This is a genomic window from Pseudomonas sp. TS_SC_3, assembly GCF_056156225.1.
In genome coordinates this window covers 1,886,138-1,904,078 of record NZ_CM149586.1, presented here as the reverse complement: position 1 = coordinate 1,904,078, position 17,941 = coordinate 1,886,138, and the positions used below count along the sequence as shown (strand labels likewise).

Genomic DNA, 17,941 nt, shown 5'->3' with positions numbered 1-17,941 from the left:
GAATACGAGATAAAATATTTATTCTGCTCGTTTTTTCTCTAGTAATGCTTTATATATTTCTTCGAAAGAATAAATCATTTGCTCAAGCGAGAATTTGGGTAGAGTGTTCAGTTTTTTTTCTCTTGATGGTGATTGAAGTGCATCATCTATTGATAACGCCAATGAATAGGGGTTCTCTGGGGTGAAAAAATATACGCCGTCATAATCCGAAAGAGTTTCTTCGAATGCTGGGATCTTAGAGGCTATAATTTTGTTGTTGATCATACGTGCTTCGATCGGCACATAACCAAACGATTCAGCCCTAGACGGTATTACGATTGCATCGCTGTATGTATAGAAAGGTAGAAGATCAGTCTCATCGCCCCATAGTTTGTGATCAACACCCTCTAGTAATGGTCGAATTTCTTCTAAATAGTCTGGTTCGCTGGGCCCTACAATTAATAAAAAAATATTATTTTTAGTAAGAGAGCATGCATTTAGAAGTGTGTCATGTCCTTTTATATGGCGCACTCTGCCAATAATGGTTATGATTTTTTTTGATTGAGCTGATTTTGATTTAATAAACTCTTCAGCTTTAATTGGGTTTTTTCCTGTTTTTGAAATCTCGACAAAGTTGTAAATGACGTTGCACTTGTTAGGGTTTGTGTTGATGATATCCAAGTACATTTTTTTTGCGTAAAAGCTTTCGAAAATTAATGCTGTAGTTAGCTTCTCGAGTATTTTTTCAAGGGTAGATATTATATATGACATTTTCCCTTGGTTTTGTTTATGGAAAGCCCCCCCGTGAGGACTATAAATAACATTAAGGTTCCATTTAAATATTTTCGCTAAGCGAAGATATAGGCCTGCTTTAGCACAATGGCAGTGCGCGACGGTGACTTTGAATGAATATAGGTAAAAAAGTATTAAGAAAAAATTGTAAGCATCCCTGGGTCCCAGCGATTTATTTATATACAGTCCTCTCCATTGGTATATCCCTTTTTTCCTGGTGGCAAACAATTCATCTTGCTGGTTCTTAGGGAAAACGATAAGTCTGCATCTGTCGTTAAGTAATTTGCTGTTTTCAAGAAGATCAAGTACGTGTTTGCGCACGCCACCTTCGGCGGATGATATGAAGAAAGCTATCATAATAATATAATGCTTATTTATGTTAATGGGTTTTTGAATCGACCAATTTTTTTATCTTTAAGCTAACGGTTCTTGGGACTAATAGCAGCGCAGTAGATCGAGCTATGCCGAGGAATGCATAAGGTGTGAATGAGAAATTCGCTAGCATAATCTTTATTCTGGAAGCTATCTGGCGATGCCTCTTCTTTGTTGATATCCCTAGCGGGTTAACAGTGCATTTAACTAATATCTCGCCGATGTTGGCCATTTTATGGGTTTTGATTATTTTTGAAAAAAGCGCATAGTCCTCGGCTGCCGGCGTATCAGTTGGGTAGAATCCAACTTGTTTAAAAATTGATGCTCTGAACATTGCAGACACATGGACTATCATTGAATTGATCATAAATCCTTTCTTGATTTCATTGTGTTCAATTGGATGCCTAATAGTTAGTATGTGGCGCCCTTCCATGTCAGTGAACTCTGCCCAAGACCCAACAACCTGACACTCGGGATTGGCGTCAAGATAAGATATTTGTTTTTGTATTCTGTTGTTCACGCAGGTGTCGCCACAATCTAATCGTGCAATGTATTCGTAATTATCTGAAAATAGCTTTAATCCAGAATTTAATGCATGTTCGATACCTTGGTTTAATGGAAGCACAACTAGATTTATTTTCAGCGTTCCTTTGTACTCTTTAAGTACGTCTTTTGCTTTGATTTCCTTGCTGCCATCATCCACAACTATTACGTCGACTTGTGTGCTCGCTTCGTTCACGCTATCTAATGATGATATTAGTGCCGGTCCATCGTTGAAGTAAGGTATGAGTACGCAGCATTTTTTCATAATAAACTTCCAAGTGATTGGTTTTAATAATCAATCTGTCGTGTTGCGTGGTATATTATTCTGCCTATGGTTTTTAATAATTTCGGGTCGCCTAAATTTCGATATGTTTGATAAATATATGAATGTCAAAAGAATCCAGAATGTACCCTGTAGTATGTGGAATTTGAAAAGCAAAATCACCAGCACGCAGAGTAGTGGCAAAAAGTCACCTCTAAGTGATGTAAAAATAGTAATAAAAAATAACCCGCTGCCTATAGCTCCCACAGTATAAAATATATAAACATAAAAAGAAGAGTCTCTAATTTGGGCACCAGAAAGTGAGTATTTACCTACCGGGTGACGATCGTCCCAAAGTATACCGCCCCCAAATAAATTTTTGATTAAAGGTCTTTCTTGGATCTCTTTAAATACTAGTGTTCTGCTTCCCAGAGCATCATAGTCAGTTGATTTGTTAATGCGTGCGTCATAGTAATTATACAGGTGGGGTGCGATGAATAATGAAATTAGTAGAGCGCTAATTTTTATAGTTTTATGTTCTTTAAAATTAAGAAGAAAGATTAAGAATAAAGTTGATGTAATAATTATCGCGGCTACTGAAAGGCTTAGAAGTGATGTGATAAAAGCTAAAATAACTACTTTAGATATTTTTCTCTCCTGTAGCACTAATACGATTGCAGAGGTTAGAACAGTCATTGAATAAAAAGAAGGCTCGGTAAAAGCGCCTGTAGCCCTTATGGGAATCAAAAGTCCTTCTAGTGCTTTTGATTGGTATAATGAAATTGCTTGGCTATCACTTATAATTAAATTTATGTCCAAATATTCCCTGAATAGTAAGAAGTAAGATAGCTGGTAAATAAAAATAAAAGAATGAGCGAGTATTGTGAATCGTGCTGCAAGATTAATAGCTCCTGGTTTTATAAGTCCGCTCTTAAAACAGGCTATGACTAGAAGTGAGTAAGCCTGTAACCCCAATAGTTTGACCAGATTATTGGCATGGAAATCCTGCCAAACAGCATTCAATATTATAAAAGCATTAACCGACAAAAGGAGTAATATTTCTTTTTTTATTTTTGGTCGTGCAATAGTTCTCGGTTTGATTAGCACAATCAGAAGAAGGAGAGAATAAGCTGTCGCGGTGGCTACTATGCTAAATGTATTAATTGTTATAAGAAATATACTGAGCGAGAAGGTTAGTAGAATAAATTTATCTTTAGGCGGCAGCTCACTAATTTTATATTTTTTTGGTCTGCGACCTATCATTGAAAGCTCTTGCATGTGTTTATCTTCTGCTATCACATTCATTTAAAAGTTCACCATTATCAGTTGTAGCGTGAAGCTTTGCTGGGAATTCTGTACGTAGGCTATGATCGAAAAATCGGCAAGTCCATGAAATTTAAGCTGCAGTAGGAATCTAATATACGATGCACATTGGGCGATTTAAATAGCTAAAAAAATTACGTTGTACTTGTGTTTAAGGTTTTTCGTCGATTCGATGAAGACCTAATAAATACTCACCGTGAATAATTACTTAATATAATCCTGGTCGCCGATCGTAGCGCTGACAATACTGGCGTATGGGCTACTGTCATCATGCTTAGGGGAATGTACTCGTGCCTGAGTGAGTAAAATTGATTACAACCATCCAGTACCTCTAGTAAAGCTCTATCGAGGGCAAGACTTACATGGGGTTTCTCACTAAATAACCCGAAAAATATCTCAGCCGCAAAGTAAGTTACCTTCCAGACGGAAACGTATAGCTTTCTACTAAAGAATGCCCTACATGTTTAACTTCAAGAATTACGAGTTAATCTACTCTTCGATTATTTTCTGTTTCCACTGCCCCTAAGTTCGATACTGTTAACAGGCTAATCTGCTGAGTGATTTTTTACTACATCGAAAATGTGCACCTGTTTAGTCGAATGAGTTTTTTCAACGCCTATGATTGTTCTGCTTGCGCTTCGTCCGGACGTTTAATTTGCCACTATCATTTTTTGCGATTCGCTTGGCTAAAAAGGGAGCTACTCGTAATATTAATAAAAACTGGGTCTGAAGGCGCTCGGCGTTATTGTCTCGGGGCTAATGTAGGTTCCAGTTTATCCGCTTACCCTGCAACGGAGAAGAGCGTCTGCTTTATTGATTTTTCAGGAAATCGCATACTACATATCTCGTCAGATCAGGTCAGCCTACAAAGTTGTAGAGCCCTCCAAGGGCTCAAGTCCGGTTAAAAAATTGGACTTATACAGGTCGGAAATCGGTGCGCTTGATATGAAGTTAAAATTTTTAAAATGATAATTAGATTCCAATAAGTTTCTGTGCGCTTATATTACTTATCTGTTCGGAGCTAAAATAATTGATGTCGCTGACCAGATAATGATGGATATATTTTTTTAAACTTTCTTCGTTGAAATTTTTGTATAAGCTTCTTCCGAGTGTCGTGACTTGCTTTCCATATAATAATGCTTCCATTCCAACAGTTGAATTTATAGTTATTATAGTGCTGGCCCCTTTTATTAGTTCAACTGTGTTCTTGGTGCTTAGTAGAAATCCGAGCTTTTTCTGCAGTCTCGTTATTTTCTCGATTTCATCGGGGTCATCTTCAGCAGGATGGATTTTAACTATTAATAAAAGGCCTTTTTTTTGAACTTCCGAATGGGAGTAGCGAATAGCATCGATATTGTTATATTCAGAGTGAAGCTTTATTTGTGTGTCAGACGATACTTGCAGGGGTAAGAATATGTAGTCGCTCGACCGTGCATTCGAATTTATTCCAACTTCTGGAGTCGGAGATCGAAAAGATGGTTTTCTCTTTTTGCTGAGAGGAACCAGGCATGCACTATTGAAAAGATATTTAGCCCCATAGTTAACTATGGATAATATTTCTTCTTTAATATTTTTTTTAGATTGTGGTAATATTTTTTTCTTTTCGTTCTCATAAAGAACAAGCCAGTTTTGATGGTCTTTCTTGTTTACAGTAGGTAATCGATCGATTATTGCTATATCGTGAGCTATGCTAGAAAGAGCATTAACTCCCTTAGGGTCAGAAAATATTTTTCCAGGTAGGTTAGATAGTTCTAAGTATTGGCAAGATATGCTGGCCTTAAGTGCAGAAAGCTTAACTGCGCGCCCTATGATTTGCTGGCCATTCCAAATTATAATTTTTTGAATTTTTTGTTTTTTTATGTACGCGTACAAGCCTTCAGCAATGAGTTCTATTTGTCGGGCAGCTTCACTTACTGTAAATGCACCATTCAATACCTCAATTGATTTCTCCGAAGCTTCGATAAGCGCTGCTCTAGAGAAACTCCCTTGGCACTGTTCGTTTTGCGTGAGATGTTTTCCATCTATTCCTCCAAGCCGTGCTAGGAAAATAGATAGTGGCTCTGAGCTTGAGAAGAAAATCTGATGATCGTTCTTTAATGCAGTAGCAACTCTAGAGAAAAAAAGATGGCGCTGCATTGAGTCGACAATAAATAGAATTCGCATATTTCGGCTTAACGGTTAGTTACTTGGCTGTTTGAGAATGTATGAATTGCTTTGTAAGTTGTCAATATTCCTAGAATTAGGGTCGCTGTACTGGATGCAGAGAATATTAGCAATGTTGTCTGGATGTCGAGGGACAGTTTGAAAGAAAAATAGAGAGAACCTGCTGCAGCAAAGAAGATAATTACCTGGATTGCCAAGTCCTTTTGCTGGCTGTTTGTAGAAATAAATACTTGTGATAAAGGGATGTATATAATTTGAATTGCGTAAAGAGGTGATAATATTCTGAAGTATGTAGCTGCGTCCCCCCAGTCCTCGCCTAGTAGAAATATAATTAGCGGCTCAAAAAAAACGTTGCCTATTACTAGATATGACAGAGCTAATAATGCTAATAATTTAGCATGGCTTTTGTAGATTTTTATGCCGGAGTTGCTATTTGATTGTGCTGCTGCGATTAGTTCTCTTCTAAATATACCGCTTATGCTTTGCGCAGCTAGTGATACTGGGAAAAAACCAAACCGCTGTGCGGCAGCAAAAAAACCAGCGGTAACTGAGCCAAATAAAAAAGGTATTATGATTGGTAGCGAGTAAGTCAAAGTTGCGTTTAGTATAGTTGCTGGGAGGGTGTACTTCGGGAACTTGACGTTTTTCTTGAAGAAGTCTAGTTTTAAATTAGGCTTTTTAGATTTTTTCATGATTATTACAAGTAGCCCGAAGCTGACAAAAAGATTGATATAAGTGTAGATTTCAAATGTGGTTGATGTGTGCTCTACTACTGTTAAAGTAATTAAAGAAATAGCGAATCCAAATGATGTTGTGATCTTTATTAATGCTATATTTTTATATTCTCTTAGGGTGTTAAGGTAAAGGCTGCACGACTGCTGTGTTATAAAGGTCCCTGCGAATATAAGGATTGTAGTGGCTTCGGCTAAGCTCCAGATTTGGGTGAGTAGATATAGAAAAATCAATGTCGATAAGCTTATCAGTAGTGTATGCACAAGTGCGCTGTATGACTCTTTGCAGTTGTCTTGTATGCAGGCAAGCTCATATCTAAAGGCTATTGTTGTACCAATAAAAACCCCAAGGCTTAAATTTAAGTTTAAATTACCAAGTTCCTCTGCTCCCCAGTTTCGTCCAACCAAAATGAAACATGCAAAAAGTAGAGCTTGACTAACTACTACGCCTGCTAGGGAAATTGTTGTTTCTTTCTTTTGGATGGTCATGTTTTATTGTGCCGATATATTGTGCGGTTTTATGTTGCGCACGGACTGCTTTTAATAAACATCTTTGGATAACAACGTAAACGGCGTCTTGATTAGTATTTTGATATCCAGCCACAGCGACCAGTTGTTGATATAGGCCAGGTCCAGCTCTACGCGTTTTGCCATTTTGTCGAGGGTTTCGGTTTCCCCTCTATAGCCATTGATTTGTGCTAAGCCGGTGATACCCGGTTTGATGCGGTGGCGGGCCATGTAGGCGTCGATTTTGCCGGTGTAGTAGTCGTTGTGGGCCACGGCGTGCGGACGCGGGCCAACCAGGGACATGGTGCCCTGCAACACGTTAAACAGCTGCGGCAGTTCGTCGATGGAAGTGCGGCGGATAAAGCGGCCGACGCGGGTGATGCGTGGGTCTTCACGGCTGGCCTGCTTGACCTGGGCGTCGTCGTGCACGCGCATAGAGCGGAACTTCCACACCTTGATGATGGTGCCGTTCCAGCCGTGGCGTTTTTGTTTGAACAGCACCGGGCCGGGCGATGAGCGCTTGACGGCAATTGCAGTGCCCAGCAGCAGCGGGCTAAGGGCAACTATGGCCAGTAAGGCGATTACACGGTCCAGCACGGCTTTGGTGGTGGCGGCTGTGGGGTAGGCGGTGAGCGGGCTTTCATTCAGGTGAATAGCTGGCAAGCCTTCAATCTCAGAAACTGAGTGGTTGAGCAGGGTGAGGCTTTGTAAATCCGGTATCCACACCACGTCGACGTTGGCATCGAGCAGGTCGATATACAGGCCTTCAACCAATTCGGCTTCGGCCAAGGGTAGGGCGATATACAGGCGACGGATGCGATGGCTGGCGATCAGGTCACGCAGGTGGGCGAGGGTGCCGATAATCGGGTACAGGTTAGTGTCAGGCGGCAGTTCATCATTGGAGGCCACCAGGCCGAGCATGGGCTCTTTTTTATGGCGCACCAATTTATCGGCTAGGTTTATGGCCAGTTCGCCGGTGCCAATAATCAGCGAGGTGAGGGTGGCTTGCTGATTCTGCTGATAGCGCCGGGAGAGATGATGCAGTGGCACATAGCTGGCCGCCTGCAGCACAAAACCCAGCAGGCTCCAGGTGAGGATTACTTCACGGGAGAACAGCTCACTGGTTTTAGTGGCGAAAGCGGCGGCGATCAGGCACGCCAGCAGGATTAACCAAGCGCCGAGCAAGCGACTAAGGCCTATCAGGTAACCATGCTGTTTGTGGTAAACGCGCATCAGCGAATACACCGGTACTGAGGCGAGCAGTACGATGACCGCCATTACCCGGTAGTGGGTGGCCAGTTCGCCGGTCTTGAGCAGGGCGAGCACGCTGAGCAGCAGCAATTGCAGGCTGACAGCGACTAACCATTGGCCCCAGAAGGTCATGCCGCGCCACTCGGCGGTGCGCGATTCACGCGGGCCAAATGTGTGGCTGGGCGCAGGGGCGTGCTGAGCACGTGCGGCCGTGCTGGCTGACGCCACGCTATTTAGGCGCCTGCAGGCTCTGTGCGGCGTGCTGGATGTAGCGGCGTTACTCGGCGTCGTCCCTGGCATGTGAAAATCCTGGTGAATAGGTTCGGCAATGGCAGTGGTGCCTGTGATGCAGTTGTGTGTTTACGCGTACTCATGCTGGGTGGTTGGCATTACTGCGGCGTTACGGGTGTGGTTACAGCCTTGCTTGCCACCCAGCGGCGCTTTGCTGAGTTGTGGGGTTAATTCAGGCATGGGCTGAGCTTGCGAACGGTTTTGAGTTCATCACTTAAGCTGTTGCACAGCTCGCCAACTCGGCCGGTTACTTGGGCGATCTTGAGTATGTGCTGGGCGTCGCTGGGCCCATAGGCAACGCTACGGCGGGCTGCTTCACGTATTGTCAGGCGCTGGCTGGGTGTGAGGTGTGGCCAGGCGCTAAAGCCGATTTCTGCGAGCTGACGGTTTACGCCGATGCGCCAGGGGCCGTATTGGAAGGCTTGGTTGAGGGCGTGATCGAACTCGTCGTCAAATTGCTGCAGGTGCAGTTTGGTGTTAGCCAAACGTTCCCAGGTGTAGGGCGAGGTGGCGCGTGCGGCAACTGCTGCGCGGTAGGCTGCAAGGGCGCCTTGGCGCGAGCTGTCGGCCGCTGGGGCGGCATAGGGCTGGCGGAATTGTTGCCAGCTGTACACGCGGCCCAGTTGGTCGAGGTAAACGCCATTGGCCACTGGGTAGAGGTGGTTGGCACGCTGCGCGGCGTTGTGCGCGACTTGCCAGGCGCGCGCGCTGGGCTCATTGCCAGTCTTTTCCCAGGCAGTAATAAAGGCGTCCGCCTGGTAGCTGGCAATGCCCGCCACACTCATGCGCACACCGGCAACCAGCAAGGCCACCGCCAGCAACAGCACCAACAGTGCCGGCAGGCGTTGCGTGAACAGGTTCACAGTTTGCGGTTGTGCATGCGTGGCTTGGCGCTGCCGGCGGCTTGGCCGGCCCTGGGTTTGGCTGGCGTTCATTGGAAATGCTGCTGGGCGATTTGCCAAGGCGTGTGTAGCACCAAGGCTTCTGCCTTGGCGTCACCGATGATGCGTGCCGCCGCTTGCATACCTTCGCTGAGCAACGGCGGACGATGCTCCAGATTGTGCGCGTCGCTGGCGATGATGGTGACTACGCCCTGTTCCAATAAATCATGGGCGATGTCTTCGGCGGCAGGGCCGAAGTGGCCGGCCACTGAAGACGCTGTAACTTGCAGCAAGCAGCCCGCCTCCAGAAACGGCTTGAGTTTGGACGGCGTGCGCATGATGCCTTTGTTGCGTTCCGGGTGCGCGAGCATGGGTGTGATGTTGCGCTGCAGTAACCAGTCAATCAGTCGCTCGGCGCCGAAGGGTACTTCGCCGTGAGGGAATTCCAGCAGCAGAACGTTTTTACCCTGCCATGCGCCAAGGAAAGGAACAGTGCCTTGGGTTACGCCGACCATGAGCTCCATGCCAAAGCGCACCTCGGCGGCGGCGCTTACCTGCAGGGGAATCTCGGCCTGCTTGAGCGCTGCAGCAAAACTGGCCAGGGCCGGTTGGATGCTGGCTGGGCTGTTGTCATAGCGACCGGGATGGATATGCGGCGTGCACACCATGTGGGTAATGCCGTCTTGCACGGCCACGCGCGCCAGTGCCAGCGAGGCTTCGAGGTTTGGTGCCCCGTCGTCGATGCCGGGGAGCAGGTGGTTATGCAGGTCGATCATGGCAAACTCGTTTATTCGTTCGTAGGGTGGGTTAGCCGTAGGCGTAACCCACCAACAATGCTGAACGTGCAGCGCTGTCGTGAACCTTGTCCGTCGCTGCCCCGCCGATGGGTTACGCCGCTTTGCGGCTAACCCACCCTACACAAGCTGCGGCTCGGTTCAATCTGGCGCTCTGTTCAAGCCTGTTTGGCGTTGCTGTAGCCGTAGTAGTCGTAGTAACCGCCGTAGCTGTAGCCGTATTTCTTGGCCTTTTTGATATCGACTTGGTTGAGCACGATACCGTTGACTGGTGCGTTGTTTTGCAAGAGCTGGCCGACGCCTTTTTCCACCAAGGGGATGTGCGTGGAGTCCGACTTGATCACGTAGATCAGCGAGTTGGCGAAGGTCGACAGCACCACTGCATCACTCACAGCCTGGGTAGGCGGTGAGTCGATGATGATGCGCTCGTACTTGGTTTTAAGCAGTTCGATGGCTTTGGCAAAACGCGGCGAAGACAGCAGCTCCAGCGGGTTAGGCGGCACGGTGCCGGCGCTGAGCATGTCGATACCATCAACCGTGCGGATGCAATCTTCGAGCTTGGCTGTACCGGCGATGAGGTTGGCAAGGCCTGGTGTACCGACCGGGAACTCGAAGCTCTTGGCCAAGGTTGGGCGACGCATGTCGGCGTCGATCAGCAGTACTTTTTCCATCTGCCCCAAGGCGAATGCAAGGTTGACGGAGACGGTACTTTTGCCCTCGCCAGGAATAGAGGAGGTGACAACCATGACCTTGTGTGGGTTGTCGATGCCCGACAGCACCACACCGGTACGGATGGTACGGACCGACTCGGAGAAGCTTTTGTCTTTATCGCTGGTGAACATCCGTGCGAGGTCTTTGCGCTCCAGATTTTTAATCATCGGCAGAATGCCCAGCACTGGCACATTCAGGCGTCCTTCTACTTCTTCGGTGCTCTTGAAGGTGTTGTTCAGGGCATCCAGTAGCAGGGTCAAACCGACGCCGATAAAGGCAGCCAGTAGGGCAGCGATGATAACGATCAAGGATTTCTTCGGCTTGATTGGCTCTGTCGGTACTACAGCTCTGTCGACAACGCGTGCATTGGCGCTGTCCAGGTCTGAGGTCGCGGCGGTTTCTTTCAGGCGCGTCATGAAGGTGTCATAGAGTGCGCGGTGGCCATCCACTTCGCGTTGCAGCTCGCGCAGTTTGAATTCTTTACGCGAGATCTCTTGGATCTGTGATTTGTTGTTGTTGAACGAGGCCTGCAGGGAGCTTTCGTTGGCCACTGCCAATTGGTAGTTACGCTCGATACCGGCGACTACTTGCTCAACCTGGCTGCGCAAGCTGGCGGAGGCTGCGTTCAGGTCAGAACGAGCTGCAGCCATTGCCGGGTGGCGCTGACCGTAGCGACGCGACATTTCTTCGTACTTGGCGCGCGCCTTGGCTTCTTCACCTTTGAATTGCTGGATCAGTGGGTGACCCAGTACGGCTGGAATACTGGCCAGTCGCTCCCAGTTACCTTTACCCATGGCCTTAACCTGGCGGTATTGGCTTTCTGCCTCCGCACGCTCACGGCGGGCGTCGATCATACGGTCGCCGGTCAGGGAGAGTTCTGTGGCGCTAATGGTGCCAACACCGTTTACGTCAACCAGGTTTTCCGCTTCGCGGTAGGCCTGCAGGCGGTCTTCGGCATTTTTGAGTTTGTCACGCAGCTCACCCAGGCGGCTGTTCATCCAGTTGGTCGCGGTCATGGACATTTCCATGGTGGCTTCCAGCTGACCTTCAATAAAGCCATTCGCCAAGGCGTTGGCGGCGCGCGCTGCCATCTGAGCGTCGGCCATGTCCACCTGAACTTTGACCAACTGGCTCTTGCCTTGCGGCTCGATGCTGATGCGTTCCATGAACGCCACGGTGACTTCGTCGAAAATTTCCGCTTCTGTGGCCAGCGCTTCTGCTTCGAGGTCTTCAGGCAGGGTCGCGGGCACGATCTTGTTGAAATCAAAGTTAGCGATCAGCCCTTTGATATCAATTAGGGGCTCGGGCTGCTGGCGCGGATCAAACTCGGGGTGCGTGGTCAGGTTCAGCTCACGCACTACGCGCTCGGCCAGCGAGCGTGCCTTGAGCAGCTCGAACTGGGTTTGCAGGAACTCGCTGCCCGAGCCTTCTAGGCCATACACCTGTTCGATCGACACTACTTTGGCGGCGCGCTCTTCAATGATCAGCGTGGCGGCGGCGCGGTAGATCGGCGTAATGGCGAACACAGCTAGGATGGTGACCATGGTCACTACCAAGACCAGGGTCAAGATGCTCCATTTGCGGTGCCAGATGGTTTGCCACAACTTGAGCAAGTCGATTTCGTCATCGTCCGCATCCTGGCGTTGGGCAAGCACGTTACGCTCGTTGATCTGGGTGTTATTTTCCATGCGTGGCAAAACTCTGAATGTGTTGAGGCCGCTCGTGCAGTTATTAGAGCGTCGTAGCGAAGCTTGAAGACGGGTTGGCGGCTAGAAAAAACCTTGATCGATGGTGATGGTGTCGCCAGGCATTACTAAGGTGTCGAGGGTAGCGGCGACGGCAGTGCGGTTCTCATCCTGATCACGGATGATGGTGATGCGGTTTTGCGAGGCGCGTTCGGTCAAGCCCCCGGCCAGTGCAACGGCGCGGCGCAATGTCAGGCCCGGCTGGAAGGGATAGCCTCCCGGTGTTTTTACTTCGCCGCTGATGAAAAATTCGCGGTATGTCAGCACGCTAACCGAAACGCGTGGGTCGACCAGGTAATCACCCTGTAGTTTGTCGACGATGATCTGTTCGATCTCTGCAGCGGTTTTGCCTTTAGCTTTTACCTCACCAATGAACGGGTAGGAAAAGGTACCGGCGTCGGTTAGGCGTAACTCTTCAAAGCTGAGGTCAAGTTCACCGAAAACATTGATTCGGATGACATCTCCCGACGCCAACTTGTACTGGGAGTTGCCTTCTGCTGCCTGCGCGTAGCTGCTGGTGATCAGCAGCATGCCAAGAACCAGGCTGAAAAAAGTGCGAATGTTCATATGTTTCGGTGCCCTTGAAAATCTGGGGTGCAATGCGATCACAAAGGAGGGGTTGCCCCCTCCTTTTAACTACATTTTTTGCTTACAGGCTGGCGGTGAAGCTGATCGAGTAAATGTTGCGCTCGTAGCTTTCGTTCGCAGCGGTTGAATCATTCTCGGAGTACTTGTAACCCACCCCGATGTCCAGCCAGCGACGCATTTCGTAGGTCAGGCCCAGACCCAGGGTCTTAATTTTGTCGTCACGCTTAACGTCCTGGTACTCCTGGTCGGAGTAGGTGTAGCTGACGTCGGAGCTCAGGCGATCAAGCCACTCGTGATTCCAGCTCAGGGTGGTGCTCTGCGACTGGATCGAGGAGGCGCCACTATCACCTTCGTCGAGTGCACGGCGGGTGTTCAGGTTGAACGTCGAGTAGGTGCGCGGTGCCCAGCTGGCGCCCACTTCCCACAGCGAACCGCTCTTGTCGTCGATGCTGGAATCATCAAAACGTTTCTTCTCAGCACCGATCTTGACGGTACCTGTGGTTTTGGCTGTTGCTTCCCACGTCACACCGCCGAGCAGGGCGACGTTGTTGCTGTTGAGACGAGTATTGGTGACGTAGTCGTAATCTGTGTGGCGAGCTTCAACCAGCAAGCGGGTTTTCGGCGCTACACGGTAGTACGCAGTGCTGCTCAGTGCGGTGGTGTCACGCTCTTTGTCAGCATTAAGGTTGTTGCTGTTCTGGTAACGCAGCTCTTCGTAGTTGGCGCCGAAGTCCAGCTGGGTACGCGCAGTCTCTGCACCAAAGGTGTACAGGCCACCAATGTTGCTGGTGCTGTATTTGTCGTTTTCTGCGTTTTGGTCGAGCGATGCGGTCTCTTCAACCTTGTGATGGCCAGCGCTGAGCACCAGGCGATTACGCGCATCGAACTCAAAGCCCGCGTTGGCGGTCAGGTGATGATCGGTGTTGTCGTCGTTGTGGCTCGAATGAAAGATGTCGGTGTTGGCCGAGTAGGTCAGTTCGTAGGCACTTTTGCGGCCTTCAGCGGCGAGGGTGAAGGTTGGTGTAATACCGGTAATCCAAGAGGACTCTTCGTTGTTTTCAACGGCGCGGAAGTTGTCGTCGTAACGCTCGCTGACCTGAAGGGTCGGCGTGAAGGTCAGGCCGTCACCCAGCTTGATGCTTTGTGGCTCAAGTGCCCAGGCATTAGCGCACAGCGCAACCGAAACGGCTGCCGCCAGTGAACTTGTTTTGAAATTCATGCTCATAAAAAACGCGATCCTTACTCGTGGTTTTGCTGTTTTAAACAGCAAAACAATGCGAGCACCTTGGGGCCTCGCATTGATGTTGATTGAGCTAGCGCTAAACCAATAGCTTATTAGTTAGGGCTAGCAGTACCGCTACCGCTACCGCCGCCACCGCTGCCGCTTGGTACGCCAGAAGTGTTGACGCTTGTGCCGGAGCTGGTTACGGCCGAAGGAGCGTTAGTGCTGGCTGCGCTAGCTGCAGAAGCGATAGCTGCAGCTTGAGCTGGTGCAGCAGCGGTGGCAGCAGCGGTAACTGCAGCAGCCTGAGCCGGCGCAGCAGCTACAGCGGCAGCTGTGATGGAAACAGCCAACGATGGGTTAGCGGACACTGCAGCGCCAACAATGGCAGCGGCAGCTTCTGGGTTAGCGCTAACCAGGCTAGCGATGGCAGCAACCAGGGCTTCGCCTTCTGCTGCGGCTACCACTTGAGCTTGCTCGGCGGTCAGTGCTACGCCTGCAGTCTGCAAAGCGGCTAGGGTGGCTTCATCTGCAAAAGCGGCACCTGATGCCAGCATTACAGCTAGGGAAAGACCAGAAAGAGTTTTACGCATATCAAACGTCCTCGTTGGATGTTGCTTGGAGTCCTGTCCCTCTTCTGCAGTGAGTAGTGGGCAGTTTTTGGGGTTGTTAGTTAGCCGTTTACACAGGTCGCGCAGTTAACGCTCGTGTTGGGTGCAATGGGTTTCGGGGTTTACAGCATCAATACGAAGCCTGCCCTGCGAAGGGCGGCGTACGATTTGATAGGGGTAACAGGCACATGCAGGCGATGGATGCAGGCTGGTGCTGGGCTAGCGGGGGATGTGCTGTAGAGGCTTTCATTGTGTTAGTCCATTAACAATAGTCAGATCTTGCACTTAGGCACCGCAGGTCGCGGCACTAGGTTGAGCACTAAGCAGCTCTTCAGCTGAGAATTTTGCGTAAACAGCTTTGTTGATGCAACTACTCTGTGTGCTGCTGACGTTGTCCCGCTACTAGCTCGCAGCGCGTTAGGTCAGAAAACAGCACCTCGGGCAATCGCGTAAGCGGCGTGAGCCCGAGTTTCCAAAATCGCTGTGCAGTCGAAATGCCATTATAACCAGTCGTGCGCTTGGGTCGAGCACTGAATCAGGATGTTGGCGCCAAAAATAAAAGTGATCCAGAGCTTACAGAGCTGGCCGCCGTTGCGAAATCTATCTACCCACTCATTTCTGCGAAGACGCTTGCCTTTGTTGGTCTCATTCTCACCCTTGACGATCACCAGTACGAATAAGCGAGTTGGGGATTCAAGCGTGCGTAGCCGTTCTATGTCAGCGCGAACCGGCCAACTGCCTTCTAGGTATTTGGGCTGTGATCCGTGGCCCAGGCGTGAAATCTTTGTTCTGGGCGATCCAAAGGCCGAGAGTGATTTACTGCGAGTGATCCCGGTTTTAAATCTGAGTGCGCAAGGCGTTCTTAGCGGAGCTAAATCGCACGCCCAAACCATTGCTGCCTACGCGCACTGCCACCCCGCGTACAGCCATTGATTCAGCAGGTAGGTCGCTGACCTGCACGGTAAGCAACTCGCCTTCGATGAACGTCTTGTCAGCATCTTTTAACTCAATGAACACGCCCGTGCCGGAGATATCTCTGGTCACGCCCGTCAACATGCCATTCTGGCCTTCTACTGTGACTGTCAGTTTTACGTTAGAACGCAATGCCTTGCGGTGGGCTTTGGTCTGTGTGGCTTTTTTACGCCACATGTCTAACTGTAAACGCTCCTCAACCAGTTGGTTTTGTAGTTGCTCCTCTACCCAGTTGGACCGCGCGCTGTTAATGCTGGCTTTGGCTAGGTATATGGCCCTATCGTTTTGTGCAATTGCTGTGAGCAGCTTAGAGCTGGTATCAAAGGAGGATGCTTTAGCTCCTGGGCTGTTCAGGAGAATGTCATTTTGCAGCTGCTCGATGCGCTCACTAATGGCCGATAGATGTTGCGCCGCTGCCGACATACTTGCAGACGACAACGGAGTACCCAGCTTCAAGCGTAATTTGTCAGCGATGGTCAGTTTGGCTTTGGTTTCTTGCTCCAGCCGTTGCAGGCTCGCGAGTTCACGACGCAGTTGTTCACAATGCTCAGCGGCGTCTTTGAGTGCAGAGAGGAAAGCCTCGTTGATGCGTTCGAGCTCCTGCTCAATCCAGCGTTGATTTAGCTCAACTCTGATCTGTTCAAGTCGCACAGCTTTCGTAGTTTCGGCTGTGGAGCGGTCGGTAGTCATAGATTCAGCGCCATACATTCAGTCCATTTTTTGAGTATGACCGTTGAGTTTTAGACTCAACCGGTTGAGCAACACTTAATCGTCCCGAGCTTTGTAGACGTGTTTGAACAGCGTTTCTGGTAGCTGGTTTGCGTACGCTAAAGGCAGCTATAGGGCGCTCCCTGTCCGATGTTGCTAGGTGATTTTGGCCGATTTATGCCAGTTTAGCGACATAGGTCTGAGGGCAGCACAAATGCAACTGTTTGGTCAGGTGAGTGCAATTACGTATCAAGCTAATGTTGTTTTCTTTTCATCGTTTTTTGCACACTTCCCGCTTAAAAACACCGCTGCTCGGCATCGGGGATATAGCGGCGCATGCGTGTGGACATATCCAGCAGCCAGACTTCAGCCTCGAAGCGATCCTGAAAGTTGTCCGCTTGGGCAACGGTCTGCTGCAGCAGTTGGCGCAGTTCCGGCTCCGGCGCCTGACGCACGTCGGCATAAACTGCACTGCAGAGCAGCAGGCCGATTAAAGCGCAGGTTAGGCGCTGCCGCACGGCGTGTCAGTCGTTGCCGGGGTCGGCAACCAAGCGGCCAGCGTCTTTGGTCAGGGCTTGGAGGAAAATCTTCTGCAGTTCAGGATCGTTACGCGTTAGCTCGATCAAACTCTGTTCTAGCTCGCTGGCTTCCTCTTCCAGACCCAATTCCGACAGGCGTTTGACCCGATGCACCCATTGAGCAACGTCGTCACCTTCTAGGTCGTTGTAAATCAGGTCGTGGGCTTCCTGCAGTTTGCCGCGCAGGGTACGGCTAACCAATAGCGAGGCATCGGCGCGTGCCGAACCCTGATCGTCTTCAACGGTCAGCAACAGGGTACTGATAAGGGTGACATCCTGCTCAGCAAATGGGCTGTCGAGTAGGTTCAGGCGCAGAATGCCGTTACGGTCGGTCAGCAGTTCGTGGCTTTGCTCGCCGGCTTTGACCTGCACCGGGCGCTCAGCCCATGGCAGGCTGGAGTACTCCATGCGGGCGTCTTGGCGATGCTCTTCCAGGCTGGCGAGGTTCTGCTGCGAGCGGCCGTTGGACTCGACGTTCATTGCTGGGTTGAGTCCGGCAAAGCCGTAACTGATCCAGTCTTTGGTGGCACTGTCGGGCAGGCTGCCGAGCAATGCCACGTTCAGCACGTTGGCACCGATACCGCCGACCACAGCCAGTGCCCCCAGCGGCACTTCATACAGCTCACGCCAGGGCTGGTAGGGGGTGTAGCGGTCGTAGCGGCGCGTCACATCAAACGCCGTGACTTCAAACGTCTTCTGTTCATGCACGCGTACACGGCGTTGTGGCAACTCCAGTACGCGTGGCTCACCGACATCAATTTGCAGGCTGTGATCGAGCAACTTACGCTCGACGCGTTCCTCATGCTCGCTGCGTTGCGGCAACTGGTTGGCGCAACCGCTGAGTAGCAGAGAGCCACCCAAAAGGGTGGCGATGAGGCTGAAGGTGTTTCGCTTGAACATGACGACTCTTGCTTAAA

General features: G+C 49.5%; 13 protein-coding genes and 1 pseudogene. All 14 read right to left on the bottom strand.

Features of this window, described 5'->3' with window-relative positions; translation table 11 throughout:
- Positions 1–18 precede the first annotated feature (18 nt).
- The 14 genes and pseudogenes from AC0J6G_RS09175 to AC0J6G_RS09110 all read right to left on the bottom strand — a co-directional run bounded on the left by AC0J6G_RS09175 (position 19) and on the right by AC0J6G_RS09110 (position 17,924).
- Positions 19–1,092: a glycosyltransferase family 4 protein gene (locus AC0J6G_RS09175; protein WP_475253320.1), complete on the bottom strand. Its 1,074-nt coding sequence runs from the start codon at positions 1,090–1,092 to the stop codon at positions 19–21.
- 58 nt (positions 1,093–1,150) lie between these two features.
- Positions 1,151–1,951, bottom strand: a complete 801-nt coding sequence (locus AC0J6G_RS09170; protein WP_475253318.1) for a glycosyltransferase — start codon at positions 1,949–1,951, stop codon at positions 1,151–1,153.
- 30 nt (positions 1,952–1,981) lie between these two features.
- The gene (locus AC0J6G_RS09165) at positions 1,982–3,253 is read right to left on the bottom strand and encodes a hypothetical protein (RefSeq protein WP_475253316.1); all 1,272 of its coding nucleotides are present in this window, start codon (positions 3,251–3,253) and stop codon (positions 1,982–1,984) included.
- 990 nt (positions 3,254–4,243) lie between these two features.
- The gene (locus AC0J6G_RS09160; protein ID WP_475253314.1) at positions 4,244–5,434 is read right to left on the bottom strand and encodes a capsular polysaccharide export protein, LipB/KpsS family; all 1,191 of its coding nucleotides are present in this window, start codon (positions 5,432–5,434) and stop codon (positions 4,244–4,246) included.
- A gap of 8 nt (positions 5,435–5,442) precedes the next feature.
- The gene (locus AC0J6G_RS09155) at positions 5,443–6,654 is read right to left on the bottom strand and encodes an oligosaccharide flippase family protein (RefSeq protein ID WP_475253312.1); all 1,212 of its coding nucleotides are present in this window, start codon (positions 6,652–6,654) and stop codon (positions 5,443–5,445) included.
- Positions 6,655–6,705: 51 nt separating this feature from the next.
- Positions 6,706–8,055 carry an undecaprenyl-phosphate glucose phosphotransferase gene (locus AC0J6G_RS09150; protein ID WP_475253663.1) on the bottom strand — a complete coding sequence of 450 codons (1,350 nt, stop codon included), beginning with the start codon at positions 8,053–8,055 and terminating at the stop codon, positions 6,706–6,708.
- A 326-nt stretch (positions 8,056–8,381) separates the two neighbouring features.
- The gene (locus tag AC0J6G_RS09145) at positions 8,382–9,149 is read right to left on the bottom strand and encodes a hypothetical protein (protein WP_475253310.1); all 768 of its coding nucleotides are present in this window, start codon (positions 9,147–9,149) and stop codon (positions 8,382–8,384) included.
- Positions 9,146–9,871 carry a tyrosine-protein phosphatase gene (locus AC0J6G_RS09140; protein ID WP_475253308.1) on the bottom strand — a complete coding sequence of 242 codons (726 nt, stop codon included), beginning with the start codon at positions 9,869–9,871 and terminating at the stop codon, positions 9,146–9,148. The genes AC0J6G_RS09145 and AC0J6G_RS09140 overlap by 4 nt, the downstream gene beginning before the upstream one ends.
- A 176-nt stretch (positions 9,872–10,047) precedes the next feature.
- Complete coding sequence (locus tag AC0J6G_RS09135; RefSeq protein WP_475253306.1) at positions 10,048–12,288, bottom strand: GumC family protein; 2,241 nt, start codon at positions 12,286–12,288, stop codon at positions 10,048–10,050.
- An 81-nt stretch (positions 12,289–12,369) separates the two neighbouring features.
- Positions 12,370–12,912, bottom strand: a complete 543-nt coding sequence (locus AC0J6G_RS09130) for a polysaccharide biosynthesis/export family protein (RefSeq protein WP_475253304.1) — start codon at positions 12,910–12,912, stop codon at positions 12,370–12,372.
- 82 nt (positions 12,913–12,994) lie between these two features.
- Complete coding sequence (locus AC0J6G_RS09125) at positions 12,995–14,158, bottom strand: outer membrane beta-barrel protein (RefSeq protein ID WP_475253302.1); 1,164 nt, start codon at positions 14,156–14,158, stop codon at positions 12,995–12,997.
- Positions 14,159–15,603: 1,445 nt separating this feature from the next.
- A complete protein-coding gene (locus AC0J6G_RS09120; RefSeq protein WP_475253300.1) occupies positions 15,604–16,428 on the bottom strand; it encodes a PilZ domain-containing protein in 825 nt (274 codons plus the stop codon).
- Between the two features lie 323 nt (positions 16,429–16,751).
- Positions 16,752–16,964, bottom strand: a pseudogene (locus tag AC0J6G_RS09115) (lytic transglycosylase domain-containing protein); the annotation flags it as partial.
- 6 nt (positions 16,965–16,970) lie between these two features.
- Positions 16,971–17,924 (bottom strand): hypothetical protein, encoded by a 954-nt coding sequence (locus AC0J6G_RS09110; RefSeq protein ID WP_475253298.1) that lies wholly within the window; start codon positions 17,922–17,924, stop codon positions 16,971–16,973.
- Positions 17,925–17,941: the final 17 nt, after the last annotated feature.

Coding starts and splice junctions, on each gene's coding strand:
- AC0J6G_RS09160 (WP_475253314.1), bottom strand. CDS start 5,434: ATGCGAATTCTATTTATTGTCGACTCAATGCAGCGCCATCTTTTTTTC.
- AC0J6G_RS09140 (WP_475253308.1), bottom strand. CDS start 9,871: ATGATCGACCTGCATAACCACCTGCTCCCCGGCATCGACGACGGGGCA.
- AC0J6G_RS09135 (WP_475253306.1), bottom strand. CDS start 12,288: ATGGAAAATAACACCCAGATCAACGAGCGTAACGTGCTTGCCCAACGC.
- AC0J6G_RS09125 (WP_475253302.1), bottom strand. CDS start 14,158: ATGAGCATGAATTTCAAAACAAGTTCACTGGCGGCAGCCGTTTCGGTT.
- AC0J6G_RS09150 (WP_475253663.1), bottom strand. CDS start 8,055: ATGACCTTCTGGGGCCAATGGTTAGTCGCTGTCAGCCTGCAATTGCTG.
- AC0J6G_RS09110 (WP_475253298.1), bottom strand. CDS start 17,924: ATGTTCAAGCGAAACACCTTCAGCCTCATCGCCACCCTTTTGGGTGGC.
- AC0J6G_RS09170 (WP_475253318.1), bottom strand. CDS start 1,951: ATGAAAAAATGCTGCGTACTCATACCTTACTTCAACGATGGACCGGCA.
- AC0J6G_RS09155 (WP_475253312.1), bottom strand. CDS start 6,654: ATGACCATCCAAAAGAAAGAAACAACAATTTCCCTAGCAGGCGTAGTA.
- AC0J6G_RS09120 (WP_475253300.1), bottom strand. CDS start 16,428: ATGACTACCGACCGCTCCACAGCCGAAACTACGAAAGCTGTGCGACTT.
- AC0J6G_RS09165 (WP_475253316.1), bottom strand. CDS start 3,253: ATGAATGTGATAGCAGAAGATAAACACATGCAAGAGCTTTCAATGATA.
- AC0J6G_RS09130 (WP_475253304.1), bottom strand. CDS start 12,912: ATGAACATTCGCACTTTTTTCAGCCTGGTTCTTGGCATGCTGCTGATC.
- AC0J6G_RS09145 (WP_475253310.1), bottom strand. CDS start 9,149: ATGAACGCCAGCCAAACCCAGGGCCGGCCAAGCCGCCGGCAGCGCCAA.